This window comes from Nonomuraea typhae, assembly GCF_009760925.1.
GTDB lineage: Bacteria > Actinomycetota > Actinomycetes > Streptosporangiales > Streptosporangiaceae > Nonomuraea > Nonomuraea typhae.
Window position 1 is genome coordinate 60,541 of sequence record NZ_VRLV01000023.1, and the last position, 18,174, is coordinate 78,714.

Annotated in this window: 19 protein-coding genes; 10 read left to right on the forward strand and 9 right to left on the reverse strand. The window is 69.9% G+C overall.

Going from position 1 to position 18,174, the window contains the following annotated elements:
- Positions 1 to 7: 7 nt before the first annotated feature.
- On the reverse strand, positions 8 to 1,258 hold the full coding sequence (locus FVE25_RS50420) for a helix-turn-helix domain-containing protein (RefSeq protein WP_157254535.1): 1,251 nt from the start codon (positions 1,256 to 1,258) through the stop codon (positions 8 to 10).
- Between the two features lie 308 nt (positions 1,259 to 1,566).
- Between FVE25_RS50420 and FVE25_RS50425 the strand changes: the two genes are divergently transcribed.
- From FVE25_RS50425 to FVE25_RS50435, 3 genes are all read left to right on the forward strand, one after another.
- The gene (locus FVE25_RS50425) at positions 1,567 to 2,427 is read left to right on the forward strand and encodes a G1 family glutamic endopeptidase (RefSeq protein ID WP_157254536.1); all 861 of its coding nucleotides are present in this window, start codon (positions 1,567 to 1,569) and stop codon (positions 2,425 to 2,427) included.
- 597 nt (positions 2,428 to 3,024) lie between these two features.
- Positions 3,025 to 3,348 carry a hypothetical protein gene (locus FVE25_RS50430; protein ID WP_157254537.1) on the forward strand — a complete coding sequence of 108 codons (324 nt, stop codon included), beginning with the start codon at positions 3,025 to 3,027 and terminating at the stop codon, positions 3,346 to 3,348.
- The gene (locus FVE25_RS50435) at positions 3,326 to 4,864 is read left to right on the forward strand and encodes a peroxiredoxin family protein (protein WP_157254538.1); all 1,539 of its coding nucleotides are present in this window, start codon (positions 3,326 to 3,328) and stop codon (positions 4,862 to 4,864) included. Before FVE25_RS50430 ends, FVE25_RS50435 begins: the two co-directional genes overlap by 23 nt.
- Before the next feature lie 34 nt (positions 4,865 to 4,898).
- On the opposite strand, the gene FVE25_RS50440 is transcribed toward FVE25_RS50435, so the two are convergent.
- Both FVE25_RS50440 and FVE25_RS50445 read right to left on the reverse strand, forming a co-directional pair.
- The gene (locus tag FVE25_RS50440; protein ID WP_157254539.1) at positions 4,899 to 5,729 is read right to left on the reverse strand and encodes a S9 family peptidase; all 831 of its coding nucleotides are present in this window, start codon (positions 5,727 to 5,729) and stop codon (positions 4,899 to 4,901) included.
- Positions 5,699 to 5,941, reverse strand: coding sequence for a hypothetical protein (locus FVE25_RS50445; RefSeq protein ID WP_157254540.1), 243 nt, complete (start codon positions 5,939 to 5,941; stop codon positions 5,699 to 5,701). The genes FVE25_RS50440 and FVE25_RS50445 overlap by 31 nt, the downstream gene beginning before the upstream one ends.
- A 131-nt stretch (positions 5,942 to 6,072) precedes the next feature.
- Here FVE25_RS50445 and FVE25_RS50450 point away from each other — a divergent pair, with 131 nt between their 5' ends.
- Positions 6,073 to 8,796 (forward strand): helix-turn-helix transcriptional regulator, encoded by a 2,724-nt coding sequence (locus FVE25_RS50450; RefSeq protein ID WP_157254541.1) that lies wholly within the window; start codon positions 6,073 to 6,075, stop codon positions 8,794 to 8,796.
- Between the two features lie 175 nt (positions 8,797 to 8,971).
- On the forward strand, positions 8,972 to 9,340 hold the full coding sequence (locus FVE25_RS50455; protein ID WP_157254542.1) for a YciI family protein: 369 nt from the start codon (positions 8,972 to 8,974) through the stop codon (positions 9,338 to 9,340).
- 200 nt (positions 9,341 to 9,540) lie between these two features.
- Here FVE25_RS50455 and FVE25_RS50460 read toward each other — a convergent pair whose 3' ends face one another.
- From FVE25_RS50460 to FVE25_RS50470, 3 genes are read right to left on the reverse strand one after another with little or no spacing between them, the layout of a single operon-like run.
- Positions 9,541 to 10,794: an SGNH/GDSL hydrolase family protein gene (locus FVE25_RS50460; RefSeq protein WP_157254543.1), complete on the reverse strand. Its 1,254-nt coding sequence runs from the start codon at positions 10,792 to 10,794 to the stop codon at positions 9,541 to 9,543.
- A 15-nt stretch (positions 10,795 to 10,809) separates the two neighbouring features.
- Complete coding sequence (locus tag FVE25_RS50465; RefSeq protein WP_157254544.1) at positions 10,810 to 11,646, reverse strand: NAD(P)H-binding protein; 837 nt, start codon at positions 11,644 to 11,646, stop codon at positions 10,810 to 10,812.
- Between the two features lie 38 nt (positions 11,647 to 11,684).
- Positions 11,685 to 12,632 carry a DUF2218 domain-containing protein gene (locus FVE25_RS50470; RefSeq protein WP_157254545.1) on the reverse strand — a complete coding sequence of 316 codons (948 nt, stop codon included), beginning with the start codon at positions 12,630 to 12,632 and terminating at the stop codon, positions 11,685 to 11,687.
- 105 nt (positions 12,633 to 12,737) lie between these two features.
- Between FVE25_RS50470 and FVE25_RS50475 the strand changes: the two genes are divergently transcribed.
- Positions 12,738 to 13,274: an ArsR/SmtB family transcription factor gene (locus FVE25_RS50475; RefSeq protein ID WP_157254546.1), complete on the forward strand. Its 537-nt coding sequence runs from the start codon at positions 12,738 to 12,740 to the stop codon at positions 13,272 to 13,274.
- On the opposite strand, the gene FVE25_RS50480 is transcribed toward FVE25_RS50475, so the two are convergent.
- Entirely contained in the window at positions 13,271 to 13,657 is a 387-nt protein-coding gene (locus tag FVE25_RS50480; protein ID WP_157254547.1) for a TetR/AcrR family transcriptional regulator, read from the reverse strand. The two genes, FVE25_RS50475 and FVE25_RS50480, sit on opposite strands and share 4 nt — an antisense overlap.
- On the opposite strand from FVE25_RS50480, the gene FVE25_RS56720 reads away from it, so the two are divergent.
- A complete protein-coding gene (locus tag FVE25_RS56720; RefSeq protein ID WP_219826009.1) occupies positions 13,610 to 14,101 on the forward strand; it encodes an FAD-dependent monooxygenase in 492 nt (163 codons plus the stop codon). The two genes, FVE25_RS50480 and FVE25_RS56720, sit on opposite strands and share 48 nt — an antisense overlap.
- Complete coding sequence (locus FVE25_RS56725) at positions 14,016 to 14,888, forward strand: FAD-dependent monooxygenase (protein ID WP_157254549.1); 873 nt, start codon at positions 14,016 to 14,018, stop codon at positions 14,886 to 14,888. The genes FVE25_RS56720 and FVE25_RS56725 overlap by 86 nt, the downstream gene beginning before the upstream one ends.
- Here FVE25_RS56725 and FVE25_RS50495 read toward each other — a convergent pair.
- Positions 14,855 to 15,268 (reverse strand): hypothetical protein, encoded by a 414-nt coding sequence (locus FVE25_RS50495; protein ID WP_157254550.1) that lies wholly within the window; start codon positions 15,266 to 15,268, stop codon positions 14,855 to 14,857. The genes FVE25_RS56725 and FVE25_RS50495 overlap by 34 nt on opposite strands.
- Positions 15,269 to 15,291: 23 nt before the next feature.
- Complete coding sequence (locus FVE25_RS50500) at positions 15,292 to 15,519, reverse strand: hypothetical protein (RefSeq protein WP_157254551.1); 228 nt, start codon at positions 15,517 to 15,519, stop codon at positions 15,292 to 15,294.
- Between the two features lie 163 nt (positions 15,520 to 15,682).
- Here FVE25_RS50500 and FVE25_RS50505 point away from each other — a divergent pair, with 163 nt between their 5' ends.
- Both FVE25_RS50505 and FVE25_RS50510 read left to right on the forward strand, forming a co-directional pair.
- A complete protein-coding gene (locus FVE25_RS50505) occupies positions 15,683 to 17,392 on the forward strand; it encodes a sensor histidine kinase (protein ID WP_157254552.1) in 1,710 nt (569 codons plus the stop codon).
- A complete protein-coding gene (locus FVE25_RS50510) occupies positions 17,389 to 18,042 on the forward strand; it encodes a response regulator transcription factor (RefSeq protein ID WP_246268735.1) in 654 nt (217 codons plus the stop codon). Before FVE25_RS50505 ends, FVE25_RS50510 begins: the two co-directional genes overlap by 4 nt.
- Positions 18,043 to 18,174 lie beyond the last annotated feature (132 nt).

Genomic DNA, 18,174 nt, shown 5'->3' on the forward strand with positions numbered 1-18,174 from the left:
CGACGCCTCAGAGCCGGAAGTCCGGCAGCCGGAGAACCACGGAGAGCTGCGGTGAGACGGCACCCACCGCCGGATGCGTGGACCATCGCGTCAGCGTTCGGGCGAGGCCGCGGACGTCGGCGCGGATCGTGGCCGAATCGACGGCGGCCACCGTGGCGAGTGCTTCGACCGCGACGTGGCAAGAGCGTTCCACGTCGCCGGCCGCCGCGAGTGCCAGCGACAGCCGTACGGCATAGCGCGCCCAGGCCCGGCCGGCCGAGTCCGGAACGCGGGCCAGTTCCCGATCGAGCAGGTCGGCGGCCTGCCGGGGACGGCCGAGATCGTAGAGGCACCAGCCGTTCACCAATCCGGTGGTGTCCGGGATCGTGGACGGCCCGAGGACCGGCAACCCGGCCGGATCGCACTCCGTGCCGGCCAGGAGTTCACGCGCGCGTTCGAGCGCACGCTGGCAGCCGCCGTAGTCGCCCGCGAGGGCGTGGCCCTGAGCCTCGCGTTGCGCGGCCAGACCCAGGACACGCGGGCGCACCGACCGATGGGACTGCGCCTGTCGCGACAATTCGATCGTTCCAACGGCGTCGTGCCGGTAGAGGGAGATCAGCGCTTGCCGTACGAGTGCGTAGCACATCATGTCCCGGTCATCGGCCGCCTCCGCGAGCCGGACAGCCATGTCCGTCCACCGGACGGCGGCCCGGTCGTCCCCCGATTCCTGGGCCATCCAGCCCGCGTACTCGGCGTATCGCGCGGTGAGCAGCAGGATGCCTGTGCGCCGGCTTCCGGTCGCCGCCCGGGCCAGATTCCGCAACGCCTCGATGGGTCCTGTCAGGATCGGCAGCAACAGGGTGGGGCTGGTATACCGTCCAAGACGCCGCATATGGTCAAACATCCACCGGAACTCCCCGAGTGTCTCCGCTTCATGAGCGGCGAGCGTGGGCGCTGACGTCGGGACATCGGCGATGGCCGGCCTCTGTTCGCCGTCGTACGGCAGGGCGCGGGGAGCCGGGCGGTTCCCATCGCGAGCGGGAGCGCCGGCGCATGCCTCGGCGGACAGGCGGCGTCGTGGCGCGAGTGCCGCCAGCGCGCCTTCGGCGTGCAAAACCGCGTCACATTGGCGCGCGAGCGGCACACTCGGGAACTTGACGCCATTTTCGATCTTGCTTAAGTGGCTCTTGCTGTAGTGGACCATAGCCGACAGCTCGCCGAGGGAAAGCCGTGCGGCTATCCGGCGGCGGCGTAACTCCACCCCAAACTCTGCCCGCATGATGCAGAGTCTCCCATGTCCCACCAAAAAGACAACGGTCAACCCCTTCCTCCATTGCGGACATACTGCGATGGTCGGCACACGGGATTCGGAAACGGGTGTCAGGTCTCAGGGTGGATGGGGTTCCATGTAGCGCTGGCGTTTATGTGATGAACTGTGCATGATTTCACTCGCTGCGACTGCACTGTCTGCTTTGTGGTGATTTCCTGCTCGCGTCGGGACTGGTGCCGCGATAGATCACAGAACGCCGGAGGCCGTTTCCGGTCGTCATCTATACGAGACGGGTCGCACACTGGGAGGGCGGGCAAATGTCGGAAAGGCTCCACATTTCGAGGTGGATCAAGCGAAAAACCTCTACTTATCTCGCGATCACGATGCTACTCCCCCTGGGTTCCGGGCTCGCCGCCCCACAGGTTCGCGCTCAATCCGCCTCCGCTCCCTGGTATTACCGGTGGTCGGGTCTGGTCTTTCATGAGCTTCGAGATTCGTCCGACCCGGACCGGAGATCGACGACGTTCTATTCCGTCGAGGCGAATATCAAGATTCCCTGCCTGCCGGACGACGCGCCACCGGGAATCTACTATGCCTGGGTAGGTCTCGGCGGCATCAATTCCGGGCGCATCATCCGGGCCGGCCTGTCGGCGGAAATGCGGCGGGACGGGAACACCCGGATCAAGACCTACCGTCTGTGGGCCGAATCCAGGGCCGTCCGCTGGTCCTGGAACCCGCCGGCCGCATCGCTGCCGCCGGCGCCGGGCTTCACCCGGGAGCTCGGCGATCAACTGTGCGGTGACGATCCGGGCGTCTTCGTGAAAGTGGACGCCGACGGTTTCCTGAGTTGGGGCGGCGCCAGTCGCCGCAGAATAGGGCCGTCCGTCGCCCATGGCCGGATGCAGACCGCCGAATACATCGTCCAGGCGGCACCTGGTTTCGAAGGGCGCAGAACCGTCGCGTCCGGAAGAATCACCTTCGCCAATGCCTTCATGAACGCGCGCCGGAACACCGGCCACCTCGCCATCGGCAGAACGGGCTTCAACGCGGGCGGGACCGCATGCACCGACGAGATATGCAAGAGGCTGGTACCCGACGGTGGCCGCCTGCTGGGGCCGCCGGTCAGGGATGAGCAGGGGCAACTGCACGAATCGAGTTTCTCGGTGGTTATTCCGTAGTCCGCACGCCGGCCGTACCGCTCGGGAACGCCCGCCCGCGCGTCAAATCCAGGCCACTTCGTCACCGTCATTTCGGAGCTGGTACGCAATGAGGCGACGCCAACTGCTGGGAATGCTCGCCGGATGCGCGACCCTACTCGTCACGGGCTGCTCCCCGGCGGCCCGGGCGGCGGCCTCGAAGTATCTGAAAGGAACAGTAAGAGGGACCGGCGAGGTGATAGCCGACCTGGGGAAGGAACTGGCGAAAGACGCGGCGATCGAGGCCCTCGAGTCCGGCCTGAAATCAGCGCCGAACACCCAAGATATCTGTCCCTACGACTTCCCTCTCGATTGCGGCGGATACTGCTGCCCGCCGGGAACCGTATGCTGCGGTGGGCGATACTGCGGAATCGCGTGCGGAAAAGGGCGATGCTGCCCGCGGGAAAGCAGATGTTGCGGCGGCCGTTGCTGCGGCATCGATGGAGTTTGCTGCAACGGCCGCTGCTGTCCCGCCGGGAGTTCGTGTTGCGGCAAGAGCTGCTGTCCCTACCAGATCGGCAGCACCTGTTGTAAGGGCGGCGGCTGCTGTCCCCGCGGGGAAACCTGTTGCGGCAGGGGATGCTGTCCCAGCGGCCAAATCTGCTGCCGCGGCGGTTGCTGCCCCTCCATCGCCATGTGTTGCGGCGGGCGCTGTTGCGAAGGGGTCTGCTGCCGGGGCGTCTGCTGCGCTGCGGGGAGTTCGTGCTGCGGCTCCAGTTGCTGCTCCTACGGACGGAACGCCACCTGTTGCAAGGGCGGCGGCTGCTGCCCACCGGGGAGAGCGTGCTGCGCGGGCGGCTGCTGCCCGCCCGGAACCGTCTGCTGTGGCACCCGATGCTGCTACACCTGACCGGTGCGTTCGAGATGAGGAGAAGCGGCTGTGGACATCATCCTTTTGCTTGATCGTCTGCTACTGGCCACGATCTTCGCCTGGTCGGGGCTGGCCAAGCTGGCCGATCGCCCCGGCACGCGCCGGGCGATGCTCGATTTCGGAACCCCCGCCGTTCTGGCCGCCCCGTCCGCCCTTCTCCTTCCGGTGATCGAGCTCGCCGTCGCCGGATCGCTCATTCCGGCGGCCTCGGCACGGGCGGGCGCGACCGCCGCGCTCACGCTGCTGGTGGTCTTCACCGTCGTGGTGGGCTACCACGTGGTCCGCGGGCATCCACTCAGCTGCCGATGCTTCGGGCAGTCCGCCTCCGCGCCCGTCGGCTGGCCGACGATCGCCAGGAATCTCACGCTTTCCGCCATGGCCGGGATCATCGTCGGCTTCGGCACACCCGGCGCGGGCGCCGACGTCTTCGCCTGGATGACGGCGGCCACCGTCGTCGATCGCGTCGAGCTGGGTACAGGCGGGCTCACCGCCGTACTCTTGGTGCTGGGCGGGGCGATTCTGCTGCGCCAGAACGCGCGTCTGCTCCGGCGCCTGCACGAGATCGAGGCAAGGCTCGGGACCGAAGGCGCGACGGCGGTGAACACACCGGCCGCGGCCGACTTCCGTATGCGCGCTCCGGCTCTTCGCCTTCCCGATCTGTCCGGCGACCAGGTCACCCTGGACGACCTCCTCGCCGCCGGCAGCCCCGTCCTGCTCGTCTTCTACGACCCTGAATGCGCGCCCTGCAACGCGCTCCTGCCGGAGGTCGGCCGCTGGCAGCGCGACCACGCGGATCAGCTGACGCTCGCGGTGATCAGCCGAGGCACACCGGAGGTCAACCGCGACAAGGCCGACGAGCATGGAATCGTGCGCCTCCTGCTCCAGCGGGACCAGGAGGCGGCGGAGCCGTACCAGGTGCACGGAACGCCCTGCGCGGTCCTGATCCGCGCCGATGGAATCATGCACGAGCCCCCCGCCTGCGGCGAGAAGCACATCCGGGAACTCGTGGCACGAGCAGCCGGCGCGGCGAGCGGCAGCTTCCTCCCGGTGACCGCCGACGGAAGCGGCGGCCACGCCCTGCCGATGGCGGACGCGCACACGGAACATCTCGCTCCCGAACCGTCAGCCGAACCCCGGGGGCTCCCGATCGGTGATCCCGCCCCCGCGTTCGCCCTGCCCGATCTCAACGGGCGATCCGTCGACCTCGCCGATCTTCATGGGCGATCGGCACTCCTTCTGTTCTGGAACCCGGCCTGCGGCTTCTGCGAGCAGATGCTTCCCGATCTCCGAGCCTGGGAGGCGAACGGGGCGCAGGAAGGGCCGGCTCTGGTCGTCATCTCCACGGGAACCGTCGAGGAGAACCGGGCCATGGGACTGTCCTCGGCCATCCTCCACGATGAGACCTTCGCCGTGGGGCCGCTGTTCGGAGCTCAGGGCACGCCGATGGCCGTCGTGGTGGACGCGGAGGGCCGCATCGCCTCCGAGGCCGTGGCAGGAGCGCCTGGCGTCCTGACGTTGCTGACTCGCCCGAACCCGGTCCCGGCCTGAGGAGGGCGACCTCGCGGGAAGCAGGGGCGGGTGGTCAGAGGAAGAGTTCGGCGATGGCTTCGGGATCCAGGACGCGGGGGGCGAACCGGTACGCCGGTGGTTCCAGGTCCAGCAGGTGACGGACGAGGTAGTCGAACTGCTTCCTGAACGTGTAGTGCTCGTATCCGATGTACATGTGCTCGGCGCCGGTGACGATCTGCAGGTCGAAGTCCTTGCCGTGGGCGATGAGCCGGTCGGCGAAGCGCAGCGTCTGCTCCATCAGGGCCCTGGGGTCGTAGCCGCCGGCGATGAACAGCAGCTTGCCCTGGAGCTTGTGGGCGGAGCGGGCGTTGGACGCCAGCGCGTAGTCCACCTCGCCCACCGGCCCGTCGATCATCTCCACACAGCCCTGCAGGTGCGCGTAGTCCACCTCGCCCACCGGCCCGTCGATCATCTCCACACAGCCCTGCAGGTAGGTCGGGTTGTCGTGGTTGCCGGTACGTGAGACGCCGACCTTGTAGAACTCGGGGTGGTCGGAGGTGACCTGGTTGCGAAGCTCCCCGGTCTTGGTGTCGTACAGGCACAGGTGGCCCCAGCCATCGCGCTGGGAGTACCACAGCACCTCCGCCCCGCCGTTGACGACCTTGACGATGGGGAAGGAGTTGATCCGGACCTGGGTGGGATCCACCCGGGTGGGGCCACTCTCGCTCACCAGCGTCGTCACCTCGCCGGTGACCGGATCCATCCGACGCAGGCTCAGGGTGCGCAGGTCACGGGGCTGGCTCAGGTAGTAGACGGCCGAGCTGTCGTCGGCCCACCACAACCAGCGCAGTGTCATCGGCGACAGGACCGTCATCAGCTCCGGCTCGGCCTGCGCCTTGACCACCTGGCCGCCTGGTCGGTGCGGTGGGTCAGCACCTTGGCGCCGTCGGGCGACCATGCGGCGCAGATCGGGTATTCGTTCAGCCCGACCGTCTTCAGCAGGGTGTCGTAGTGGTAGTAGTCCAGGCCCACGCCGTACTCGCGGTCGGCTTCACCGCCGGCAGCGCCCTGACGTCCTTGAGCGCGGCCAGCGATCGCAACGAAGCGATACGCCACCCACCAGGGACGAGCACACTCAGCTGACTGCCTTCCTGGACTAGGCTCATGACACGGCACCTCGCCCGCATCGTCTGCAACGCCCTCCAGCCCGACATGCTCGCGGCAGCGGCTCGACATAGGAGCGACACATGTCACTGGTGGGCAGGGAGATCGAGCAAGCACGGATTCAACGCCTGCTGACCGATGCACGCGACGACCGCAGCGGCGTCCTGGGCCTGCGGGGCGCGGCGGGCATCGGGAAATCGGTTCTCCTCGACCACGCCGTGTCGATAGCCGAAGAGGCCGACATGCACGTGGTCCGCGGGGCAGGGGTCGAGTCCGACTCCGAGCTCGCGTACGGCGGCCTGCACCAGCTCTTGTTCCCTCACTTGGACAGGTTGGACGCCCTCCCCGCTCCCCAGGCCAGGGCACTGCGTTGCGCCTTCGGCCTGTCCGAGGGAGACGAAGCCAACCGGTTCCTGATCTCCGCCGGCACCCTGTCGTTGCTCGCCGATCTGGCCGAGAAGGCCCCGCTGCTGTGCGTGGTCGATGACCTGCAGTGGCTCGACCAGGGTTCGGTGGAGGCGCTGCTGTTCGCGGCCCGCCGCTTCGTGGCCGATCCGATCGCGGTGCTGTTCGCGGTGCGCGAGACGTCGATGCCGTTCGACATCGCGGGTGTCGAGGTCGTGGATCTGCCCGGCCTCGCCGCGCCCGATGCCGCCCGGCTGCTCGACGAGCACGCACCGGAACTCATCGAACCGGTGCGGGCCAGGGTCCTCGCAGAGTCCGGCGGCAATCCCCTGGCGATCATCGAGCTCGGGTCGTCACGGCTCGCGGCAGAGGATGCGGACGAGTCCGACCCCGCCGAGCAGGTCGGCCCGCTGCCGGTGACCCGCCGCGTGCAGGAGGCGTTCCGCCACCAGATCGTGGGGCTTCCCGACCCCGCCCAACGCGCGCTTCTGGTGGCGGCCGCCGACCTGGCGGCGCCTCTGGCGACGATCCTGCACGTGATCGAATCCCTCGGTGGCACCGCCGGCGACCTGGCGCCCGCCGAACGCGACCGGCTGGTCTGGGTCGGCAGCCGGGTCACGTTCCGCCACCCTTTGGTACGGGCGGCGGCCTACCAGGACGCGCCGCTGCACCGGCGGATCGAGGTACATCGCGCGTACGCCGAGGCGCTGCGCGCGGACGCCGATGCCGACCGCCGGGCCTGGCACCTCGCTGCCGCCACCATCACTCCCGACGAAGCTGTGGCCGCCGAACTGGAAGGCGCGGCGGAGCGGGCCTGGCATCGAGGCGGCGCGATGGCGGTGTCCGCCGCCTACGACCGCGCCGGTCGGCTCAGTGCCGACCGGGAGCTGAAGGCCCGCCGCATCGCCCGGGCCAGCCAGGCCGCGTTCGATGCCGGCAAGGCCGACCGCGCCGCCCGACTGGCGGCCGAAGCGCTCTCGCTCACCACCGACCCCGGCGTCCGGGCCGCGGCCATCTATACCCGTGGCGCCGTGGAGTACGAACGCACCTCGCCGCGAGCCGATGCGGAGCTGACGCTCGAAGCCGCCGCGCTGGTGCGCGACACCGATCCGGAGCACGCCGCGCTCACCCTGTACGAGGCCGCGCACGCCGCCCGGCACGGAGCGGCGCACGACCTCCTGCAGCGTACGGCGGAGCTGATGCGCGGGTTCACCCCGCCGGAGCACTGGGCACTCGTCGTCGCCGCCCTTCTCGGGTGGGCGGAGCTCTTCGCCGGACGCCCGGAGCTGGCCGTCGGCCCGATGCGCGCTCTCCACACCGCCATCCGCGGCGGCGGAGACGACCTGACGCATCAGATCACGGCAGGGTTCGGCGGGCTCATGATCGCCGACGACGACGGCGTCGCCGCCGGGATCGAGGACATGCTGGCCGAGGTGCGGGCCAACGGGGCGCTGGGCTGGGTCCCGTACACCCTGAACGTGCTCGCGGTGGCGCGGCTGTTGCGCGGCGAGTTCGCCGACGCCCGCGCGTGTGTGGCGGAAGGCGTATCCGTGAGCGACGAGCTCGGGAACACGACCGAGAGCCTGGCACACCGGTCGGTGGAGGTGTGGTTGCACGCCGTGTCGGGTGACGAGGCACGCTGCCGAGCTCTTGCCGAGGAGGTGCTCCCGCGAGCCCGAGCCCGGCACCGGGTCAACGCCGAGATCGCGGCCTGGGGTCTCGGCATGCTCGACCTTTCCGCCCGGCGGTTCGGAGAGGCATGCGACCGGCTCGAGCGGGTGTCCCGGGGACCCGCAAGCCGCGACCTCCTGGTCCGGGCGGTGCCGGACCTGGTGGAAGCGGCCGTGCGCGCCGGCATGCCGGATCGCGCCCACGAACCCCTGGCAACGTTCCGCCACTGGGCTGACTGCGTCGACCGCCCGGTCGCCACCGGCCTCGTCCTGCGCTGCCGGGCCTTGCTGGCCGACGACGGCGACGCCGATGCGCTGTACGCCGGGGCGCTGCGACTCCACGAGCGGCACGGCGGCCCCTACGAGCACGCCCGTACCCAGCTGGTCTACGGCGAGTGGCTGCGCCGACGGCGCCGCCGTACCGAGGCCCGCGCCCATCTCTCGGCGGCGGTGTCCGCGTTCGAGCGCCTCGGCGCGCGGCTCTGGGCCGAACGTGCGCGCGGTGAGCTCGCCGCCTTCGGCGAGCGGGGCGACGAGCCTCAGCGCAGCGGCCCGCTCACCCTGCTGACCCCGCAGGAACTGCAGGTCGTACGGCTGGCCGCCACCGGCCACACGAACAAGGAGATCGCCGCACAGCTGTTCCTCAGCCCACGGACCGTCGGCCACCACCTCTACAAGGCGTATCCGAAACTCGGCGTCACCGGTCGCGCCGAGCTGACTGACCTCGTCTAATTAGCCCGCCGATGACCGTCATCCGCTGGAGGTTGCCGGCAAAGATCCCGAGTCCGACCTAGGTAATGTCAGTCATCGGTTCCCGGACACCGGTCACGATGACCGATGCGTCACGGGGGAGCTCCCGCCTAGCGTTCAGACAGCGGCCATTGGCCACAACGACGAGGAGACGACAATGACGAAGTACTTTCTGAGCCTCCCCCACGACTCCGCCGAGGAGCCGACGATGGAGAGCATGGACCCCGCGGAGCTGCAGCAGGTGATAGCCGCGGTCGGTGCGTTCAACACCGCCCTTCAGGAGGCGGGCGCGTTCGTGTCCGCCGGGGGCCTGCAGCCGCCGTCGAACGCGACCACGGTGGATTACACCGGTGACAGCCCCGTACTCACACCGGGCCCCTTCGTCGAGGCCGAGGAGTACCTCGGCGGCTTCTGGATCATCGAGGCCGAAAACGACGACGTCGCGATCGAATGGACCAAGCAGGCCTCGCGAGCGCTGCGAAGCAAGATCGAGGTGCGTGCCCTCCAGGAGGGACCCGCCGCCTGACGACGGTCCGGCCCGGCGACACGTCAATGGCCCGAAGGCCGATGCCACGGGAACCGTGCCCGCCGAGCCGCTTACTCCGCGTCCGCGGCCATTCGAGCACTGATCCTGGGTACCGCGGCCGCCTCCTCCCTGATCCGCGCCGTCGGCGCAGGTACGGCCGGCCGCCACGGTGTCCGTCATGGTCACGACACCGCTGGTCCCTACAGACCACTCAGGTCGATGGCCGCCGCCATGGCGTTCAGGCCGGCGTCGTTGGGGTGGAGCCAGTCGCCCTGCTGCCCGTCGCGGACGTTGAACTCCGGCCGCAACCGGTCCGGGTCGGCCGGCGAGCGCAGGGCCTGTTCGAAGTCGGCCACCGCGTCGTACTCGCCGCCGGTCCTGATCCAGGCGTTCACCTGGTCGCGGACCTGCTCCAAGGCGAACGGCTCCGGGGTGCCGTCCGGGTACAGCCAGGGGTTGCCCTTGAACGGCATGATCGTGCCGCCCACGACCCGGATCCCGCGTGCGCGGGCGAGCCGGATCAGCTCGCGGTGTCCCGCGATGATCTGCTGGGCGGTGACCGCCGGTCCGGGGTAGGTGATGTCGTTGATGCCTTCCATCACGATCACCGTGCGCACGCCCGGCTTGTCGAGCACGTCCCGCTGAAAGCGGGCCAGTCCGCTTTCGCCGAAGAGCGGGTGATCGGCGAGCACCTGGTTGCCCGAGATGCCGCTGTTCAGCACGGTCAGCGGCCTGCCCGCCGCGACCAGTCGCTCGGCGAGCTGGTCGGGGTAGCGGTTGTCGGCGTCGGGGGTGGAGCCGGTCCCGTCGGTGACCGAGTCGCCGAAGGTCACCACCGCGCCGCGAGCGGAGCTGAGCACGTCCACCCCGCTCAGGAAGTACCACGAGGTCGAGGTGCCGGTGAAGGCGGTGCCGCGCGGATCGAACCGGTGGTCACCGGAGGCCCGGTAGCTGGTGGCCGAGGAGATGTCGTGGAAGGTGGCCGGCCCGGTCGTCCCCTGGAAGTACAAGGTGACGGCCAGCCGGTCCAGCGCGCGGATGGGCAGCGGGATGGGGTCGCTGAGCAGTTCCCGCCCGGCCGGGATCACCGTGGAGGGCCGCTGCGAGAAGGTCACCGGGCGCAGGGTCGCCGGGCGGATGGCCGCCCCGGCCGCGGCCTTGGCCACCGTCGCGCCGCTCACGGTGAGGGGCGCCGTGCCGTACAGGTTGGAGAGCTTGATGCGGACGGCGACGCCGGAGCCCGTGAGCCGGACCACCTGGCGCACCGACTGCCGGGCGAAGCCCGCCTGTGACCAGTTGGACGAGCCCGGCAGCCCGCCGGGCGAGGGCCGCTGCACGGCTGCCGACCAGGCGCCCGTCCAGCGAGGCCCCGCCGTACCGGCCTGAGCTGGGACGGCGGGGGCGACGAGCGCCGCGGCGGAGACCAGCGCGGCGAGAGTCTTGGCGAAATGCATCAGGAGATCCTTCGATCAGAAGTCGGCGGCGTGGTCGGCGGCCCACTGCGCGTAGGAACGCGGAGGGTGGCCGGTGATCCGTTCCACGGTGTCGTTGACCTCGGCCGGCTTGCCGACGGTGGCCGCCATGAGGCCGAACAGCGCGTCCAGGAAGGCGGGATCCATGAAGGCGCTCATCTGCTGGAGCACCGGTCCCGGGTCGAGGTCCTCGGTGCTGAGCGGGCGCCCGAGCACCTGGCCGAGGATGCGGACCTGGTCGGCCTGCGTGAGCGACTCGGGCCCCGTCAGGCTGTAGGTCTGTCCGGTGTGGCCGTCGCCGGTCAGCGTTGCGACCGCCACGTCCGCGACGTCCAGCTCGTGGATCGCGCTGAAGGCGGCGTCGATGTACGGCGCGCGGATCACATCGCCGCCGGCCAGCTGCATCGCGAACGTCAACGAGTTGATCGCCGGGAACAGCAACCGCAGCACCGTCCATTCCAGGCCCGACTCGCGCACGGCCCGTTCCACGTCACCGTGGTACTGGGCGATCACATCCGGCTGCACGTCGGCACGATCCACGACCGCGCCGGAGGACAGGAAGACGACCCGCCCGACTCCAGCCTGTCGGGCGGCGGCCAGGAGCGGCGCCGGGTCCATGCCGTACTGCAGGATCAGCAGGATCGCGCGCACGTCGTGGAGGGCGGCGGGGAGGGTTTCCGGCTTGGTGAGGTCGGCCTGGGCCAGCTCGACACCCTGCGGCAGACCGGCCTGCTCGGGGGTGCGAGTCAAGGCCCTGACGGGATGGCCGGCGGCGTGCAGGGCTTCGACGGCCTGTCGGCCGAAGTGGGCGGTGGCACCGGTGACCAGATACATGAGAACTCCTCTTCAAGGGTGATCGACAGGGGGGCTGATCAGCGCTTTCTGGCCAGGGTCACGCCGTCGCGGACGGGCAGCATGACCACGTCGAGCCGCTCGTCGTGGGCAAGGGCATCGTTCACGCGCCGCATCGCCCGGTGGTCGTCGCCCTGGAAGGCCGGGTCGAGGACCCTGCCGCCCAAAAACACGTTGTCAAGGACGAGCAGGCCGCCGGGGACGAGCCGCGGCACGATCTCCTCGTAGTAGGCGGGATAGCCGGCCTTGTCCGCGTCGACGAAGGCGAAGTCGAAGTCCGGCGTTTCGGGCAGCGCCCGGAGCGTGTCGAGGGCCGGGCCGATCCGCAGGTCGATGCGGTCATCGACGCCCGCGCGCCGCCAGTACGGCCGGGCGATGGCGGTCCATTCGCTGCTCACGTCGCAGGCGAGCAGGTAACCGTCGGACGGCAGAGCGCGGGCGATGCACAGCGCCGAGTAGCCGGTGAACACGCCGACCTCGATGGCCCGGCGGGCGCCCGAGAGGCGGACCAGCATCTCCAGCAGCGCCCCCTCCGCCGCCGAGACCTGCATCCCGGCGGCGCGCCCTGTCGCCTCTCGCGTCGTTTCGGCCAGTTCGGTCAGCAGGTCGTCGGCCGGGGTGCAGTGCGCCCGCAGGTAGTCCTCGACGGCCGGGGGGACGATCTGGATGGCGTCGCCGGAGTCCGCCTCGCACCAGTCGACGCGGATCTCCTCCTGGGTGGCGAAGCGCAGGAGGTGCCGGGTGATGACGTCCTGCACGCCGGTCAGCGAGTCGAGGTCCGCGGCGGCGGCGATCAGCACGAGTTCGCCCTGGGCGGAGAGCAGCGAGCAGGTGCCGGAGCGGAAGGTGATCGTTCCGCTGCCGACGCCGGTGTGCTCGGCGTCGGCCTTGTGGCCCATGTGCGAGATCAACTGCTTGGCGTAGCGCTCGGGGCGACTGGTTGCGACGTGTGCTGCTGACAGAGGCATACGAGGTCCAAGTATCTAGATTATTCGACGCTTTAGGCGCCGGGGCAGTCTGCCAACGGTGCGAGGGGTTTGTCAAAAGCGTCGAAGATCCTGGACACTTACTTCATGACCGATGAGCAGCTCCTCGCCCTGCGCTCATCCGCGCAGTACAAAGCACTCGGCCACCCACTCCGCCACCGCATGGTGAACCTGCTACGCCAGCGCCCCGCTACCCTGAGCGAGCTGACCACGGCACTCGACTCCACCAAGGGAACCATCGGCTACCACGTACGCATCCTGCGCGAAGCGGGCCTCGTGCGCCTCGCCGGCACCCGGCAGGTCCGCGGCGGCACCGAACAACGCTTCGAGCTGATCAGCAAGGGATTCCAGCTCGACGAGGAAACCGGGGCCAGGTTCCTGCACGACGCGGCCCTGGCGGAGATGTCGCCCGTCCGTCCCGGCGATCCCGGCCACACCGTGCTGCACCACCTCTGGCTCACCCCCGAACAGGCCCGCGCGCTGGCCAAACGGCTCGAAACCTTCGACCACGGACACGTCCCGCACAGCGGCGCAGGAGAGCAGGGAACCGAGGCATACGGGCTGCTCCTCAGCCTCTACCGTGCCGACATCCCCCACCTGCCTCCCGACGACCACCCGAGCTAGCGCCCTTCGGGCATCGCCTGCGGCGGGGGCCAGGCCCGGGGCAGCCTGAGCGGGCACCAGAACCGCTGGCTGGCCGGGCCGGCGAGTACGGCTCCCAGTTCGGTGAGCACGGCCAGCATGTCCGCACGCAGCTCGCTGTGATCGGGAACGGTGATCGCCTGGGGGATCGTGTGGTTGAGCGCGTCGAGCACGAGGTCCTCGGGTGAGTTCCACCGGCGGTAGAGCGACGATCGTGCCGCTGTGGCGCGGGTGGCGATGCCGTCCATGGTCAGCCCACTGACGCCGACGGCGGCAACCTCCGCCCGGGAGGCAGCCTCAGTGGCCTGTCGGCCTCGGTGTTCCTCACCCAGCACGGTGTCGACCACCTGGTGGTCGAACGTCACCCGGGCACCGCCGTACACCCTCGCATCAACGGAGTGAGTCCGCGCTCCATGGAGTTGTTCGACGCAGTGGGGCTGGGAGCGCGGATCCGTACGGCGGGCCGCGTCGGCGACCAACTCGGGAAGTTCTACGCGGCCGAGTCGCTCGCCGCGGACGACTACCAGCCCTTCGGCGGGCCGGAGGACCCGATTCCCGATCACCTCAGCCCGACCGGCATGTGCGCATGCGACCAGGACGTCCTGGAACCGATCCTGCGTGACCACCTGGAACGGCGTGGTGCGGACCTGCGGTTCGGCACCGAGTTGGTCGAGTTCGAGCAGTCGGCCGACGAGGTCGTCGCGACCCTGCGCGAGCGCCGGCGTGATCGAGCACGGGATCAGCATCGTGTTCCGCGCCGACCTCGAACCCGCCTTACGCGGTCGCCTGGTGTATGCCGTGTTCGGTGAGTTCGGCACCTTCGTCCGGCGCCGCGAGGACCTGTGGCAGCTGGTTGTCCCGTACGACCCGGCGACACGGCCTCCGGACACCTGCACCGAACAGCGTTGTCTCGACCTGATCCGGGCCGCGAGCGGGCTGCCCGACATCAACGCCGCCATCGTCACCGTGCTGCCCCTGGAGATGCGCGCCGAGGTCGCGGACCGGTTCCACCGCGGCCGGGTGTTCCTCTTCGGCGACGCGGCGCACCCCTCCCCACCGGCCGGCGGCCTCGGCGGCAACCTGTGCATCCAGGACGCCCACGTCGTCCTCGAGCAGGAGGGCCGGCGGCTGTCCACTCTCGACCTAGTCGGGCGGGGGTTCACCGTGCTCGGCACGCCGACCGCGCTGACCACGACCTCGAGCAGGCCCTCACCCACATACTCAGCCGGTCAACGACCATCTGACGCGCAGCCGCCCGGCAGCGGCCCGTCCGAGTCTGCGGCAGCCCCGGCGCGATCCTGCTCGCTCAGCCACGCGTGCTGGACGGGCGCGGTTCACTGCCCTCACCGGTATCCGATGATCTGGCGAATCCTCCGAGCGAGCATGGGAAACGTATGGAAACGGCGAGTCGCGTCAGGGGCGGGGCGTCGGCCGGGATTGAACCCGGCCGACGATGCGGACCGTCGCGTCCTTGCCAGAGGAGTGGTCCGTCGTGCGCTCGAGATGGAGGTTGAGAGCCGCGACGGCTGGTGTGGTGGTCCCGCGGAGCGCCAGGTGCTGGGTCAGATCTCGTCGCCCACGATGTGCACGGTGTAGGCGAGTCGCAGGATCCAGCCGTCCGCGTCGCGCACAGCGAGGTTCGCCCAGACGTCGACGAACGTCGTAGGTCCGTTCGCGTTCGACAGCCCGAATTCGTCGACGGCCCATCCGGCGTTGCTGGCGACGTTGTCGTTCGCGAACGAGCTGAGCGTTACGAACGGCGCCCAGTACACCGGTCGCAACCGCTTCCCCGGCCCCAGCGGCAGGTTGCGGCTCCAGTTGACCCGGAACCGAGTCCATCCCTGGCCTTCGGCGTGGGCGTTGCCGATGCCCACCGCACCTGTCAGCACGATGGCGAGCCGGCCAGGCTCCGGTCTCGTGACAACATGATGCAGGGCTGCTTGCTCGCCGGCGATCGGCACGAACTGGTCGGACATGACGACCTCCAGTGGGGAGCGGCTCAGAAGCCGACCTGAGCGAGGATCGCGAGCACGAACGGCCCGGCGAGGACGAGGACCGCGACGACGATCAGCAGCGCGATCACGTTGCCGACGCCGCTCGACCCGCCGGACCGGCGTGCCGCGTCGCCTGAATACTGAGCGGCCTGTCGTGCCCGCTCGGCCGCCGAGGCCGCGTTCTGGTTGGCGTTGTGCTGGGCCTGCCACGAGGAGAGTCCCGGAGTGGTCATGACAATCTCCCTTCGTTCGGATGAGGTCGGATGAGGTTCGAGGCTGCGTGCCGTCCCGTCCAGGATGGTTCTGCGGCCGGCCCCGGCACCTCCGAGGTAGCCCCAACAGGTTTCCGGGTTTTCCCCCTTCCGCAGCCCGGCAGGGCTGGCGACACTGCTCGACGTGGAGGCACGCCTGACGAAGGAGATCGGCATGCGCACGTCGGCGATCGCCCTGGCCGTGTTCGGATACGGGCTGTGGGCGGTGTGGCCGGACCTCGCCTCCGGCGCCGTCGTCGCGGCCCTGCTGCTGACCGGTCAGGTGGCGCTGGCCGTCACTGGTGGGTTGTTCATCGCGGAGGGGCAGCGCCTGGTCGGGACCCTGTTCGTCGCGGCGGCGTTCGCCGAGCTGACCGCCGATCTGAGCAACCGGGACTGGGGCTGGTACGGCTTCGTGGCAACCATGGCGCGGCCGGTTGGGGCGCTGCTGCTCATGACGGTTTTGCTGAGCTACCCTGCCCGGCGCGTCGGCTACCGGGGGTTCGTCTTCGGCGCGAGCGTGCTGATCCTGGTAGCCAACGTCGCTGACGCGGTCACCTGGAACCCCACGCCGTCCGGCAAGCCGCCGGTGGCCTTCTCCTGGGTGACGCTCTACGACGGTGGGCTGGAGCAGCGCACCGCCTATGGCGCGTACTGGACGCTGGTGATCGCCGTCGCCGTGGCCGCGCTGGCGCTCGTTGTGCACCGTGCCGTCACCGCGCGCGGGCTGGAGCGGCGGGAGCTCGTGCCGGTCTTCGTCGCCTCGGCCGTGTACGGCTTCGCGATCCTCTCGAACGCCATCTGGATGGTGCTGCCGTATTTCACCGGCGATGGCGATCCGCTCGCCCCCGCCTACGTGCCCGAGGTGGTATGGATCTCCGCGGTGGCCGCGCCGCTGCTTATTCCCGCCGCCTTCCTCGCCGCGGCGATCCGCCGCCGGCTCGACCGGGCCGCTGTCGCGGACTTGGTGAGCGGCATCGCCCAGCCCGCCACCGTGGAATCGGTGCGCGAGTCCTTGCGCCGGGCCCTGGCTGATCCGGGCCTGGACCTGTTCACCGGGGATCCGCCCCCCGACGACGGCAGGCTCGGGCTGGAGATCGCCGACAGCGCCGGCCGGCCGCTGGCCCACGTACGGACCGTGCCCGAGTTGCGCAGGCGCGGCGACGTGGTGACGGCCGCGCTCGGCGCGGCGGCGCTCAGCCTGGAGAACGCCCGCCTCCACAGCGATCTGCAGGAGCAACTGCGCCACGTCGAGGATTCCCGCGCCAGGATTGTCGAGGCCGGTGTGGCCGAGCGCAGGCGGGTCGAGCGCGACCTGCACGACGGTGCCCAGCAGCGGCTGCTGGCGCTGGCCGCGACGCTGGGCCGGCTCAAGACCGTCAGCGGCGACCCCACGGTGCGCGAACTCGTCGACGAGGCACGCGCCGACCTGCGCAACGCCCTGTCGGAGCTGCGTGACCTGGCCAGGGGCATCCACCCGGCCGTCTTGGAGCAGATCGGCCTGACGGGAGCCATCGAGAGCATCACCGAGGCGCTGCCCGTCCCCACCGAGATCCGCATCGCGCCCCTGTCCAGCAGCCCGGCGATCGAGACCACGCTCTACTTCGTCATCTGCGAGGCGCTCACCAACGCGATCAAGCACGCCGAGGCCCGCCGTATCGCCGTTTCGGTCACCCAGGAGGACGGCGAGATCGTCGCGGCCGTCACCGACGACGGCCGCGGCGGCGCCACTATGCGGCCGGGCGGCGGCCTGGCCGGCCTGGCCGACCGCGTCGCCGCTCTGGGGGGAACGCTGCACCTCCAGAGCCCGCCACAGGGCGGCACCCGGCTGGAAGCCCGGCTGGTGAGCGCATGATGCGGGTGATGTTGTGTGACGACTCCACGCTGTTCCGGCGCGGGGTGGCGCTCCTGCTCAAGGGCGTCGGCGTCGAGGTCACCGGACAGGCCAGAGACGTCGCCGAGCTGACGACCCTGATGCGCGGCCAGGTGCCCGACGCGGTCATCCTCGACATCCGCATGCCGCCGACCTTCACCGACGAGGGCCTGACGGGCGCGGCCCAGCTGCGCGCCGCCCACCCGCAGCTGGGCGTGCTGGTGCTGTCCACCTACGCGGAGACCGCCTACGCGCAGCGGCTGCTGGAGATTGGGCCGCACGGAGTCGGCTACCTGCTCAAGGACCGGGTGGACGACGCCGCCGCGATCCGCGACGCCCTCACCCGGGTGATCGACGGCGAGTCGGTCATCGACGGCGAGATCGTCGGCCGGCTGTTCGCCCGCCGCAAGGCCGCCTTCCCGCTCGAACGGCTGACCGAGCGAGAGCGGTCCGTCCTGACTCTGATGGCCGAAGGCCGATCCAATCAGGCGATCGGCCGACAACTGCACCTCGGCATCAAGACGATCGAAGGCCATATCGCGGCGATCTTCGCGAAACTGGATCTGGAGTCCGCCCCCGACGACAACAGGCGCGTCCTGGCCGTTCTGGCGTGGATCCGGTCGGTGGCCTAACCCCGGCCCGACGCTGCGCCGGCCGGTCGATCATCGCGAGGTGGATCGCCGCTTCGGAGCGGTCGTGCCCGGTCTAACAGGCCGCCCATTCATCACGGGCCGCTTCGTTGCCGAGGCCGGCGTCAGGGAGAC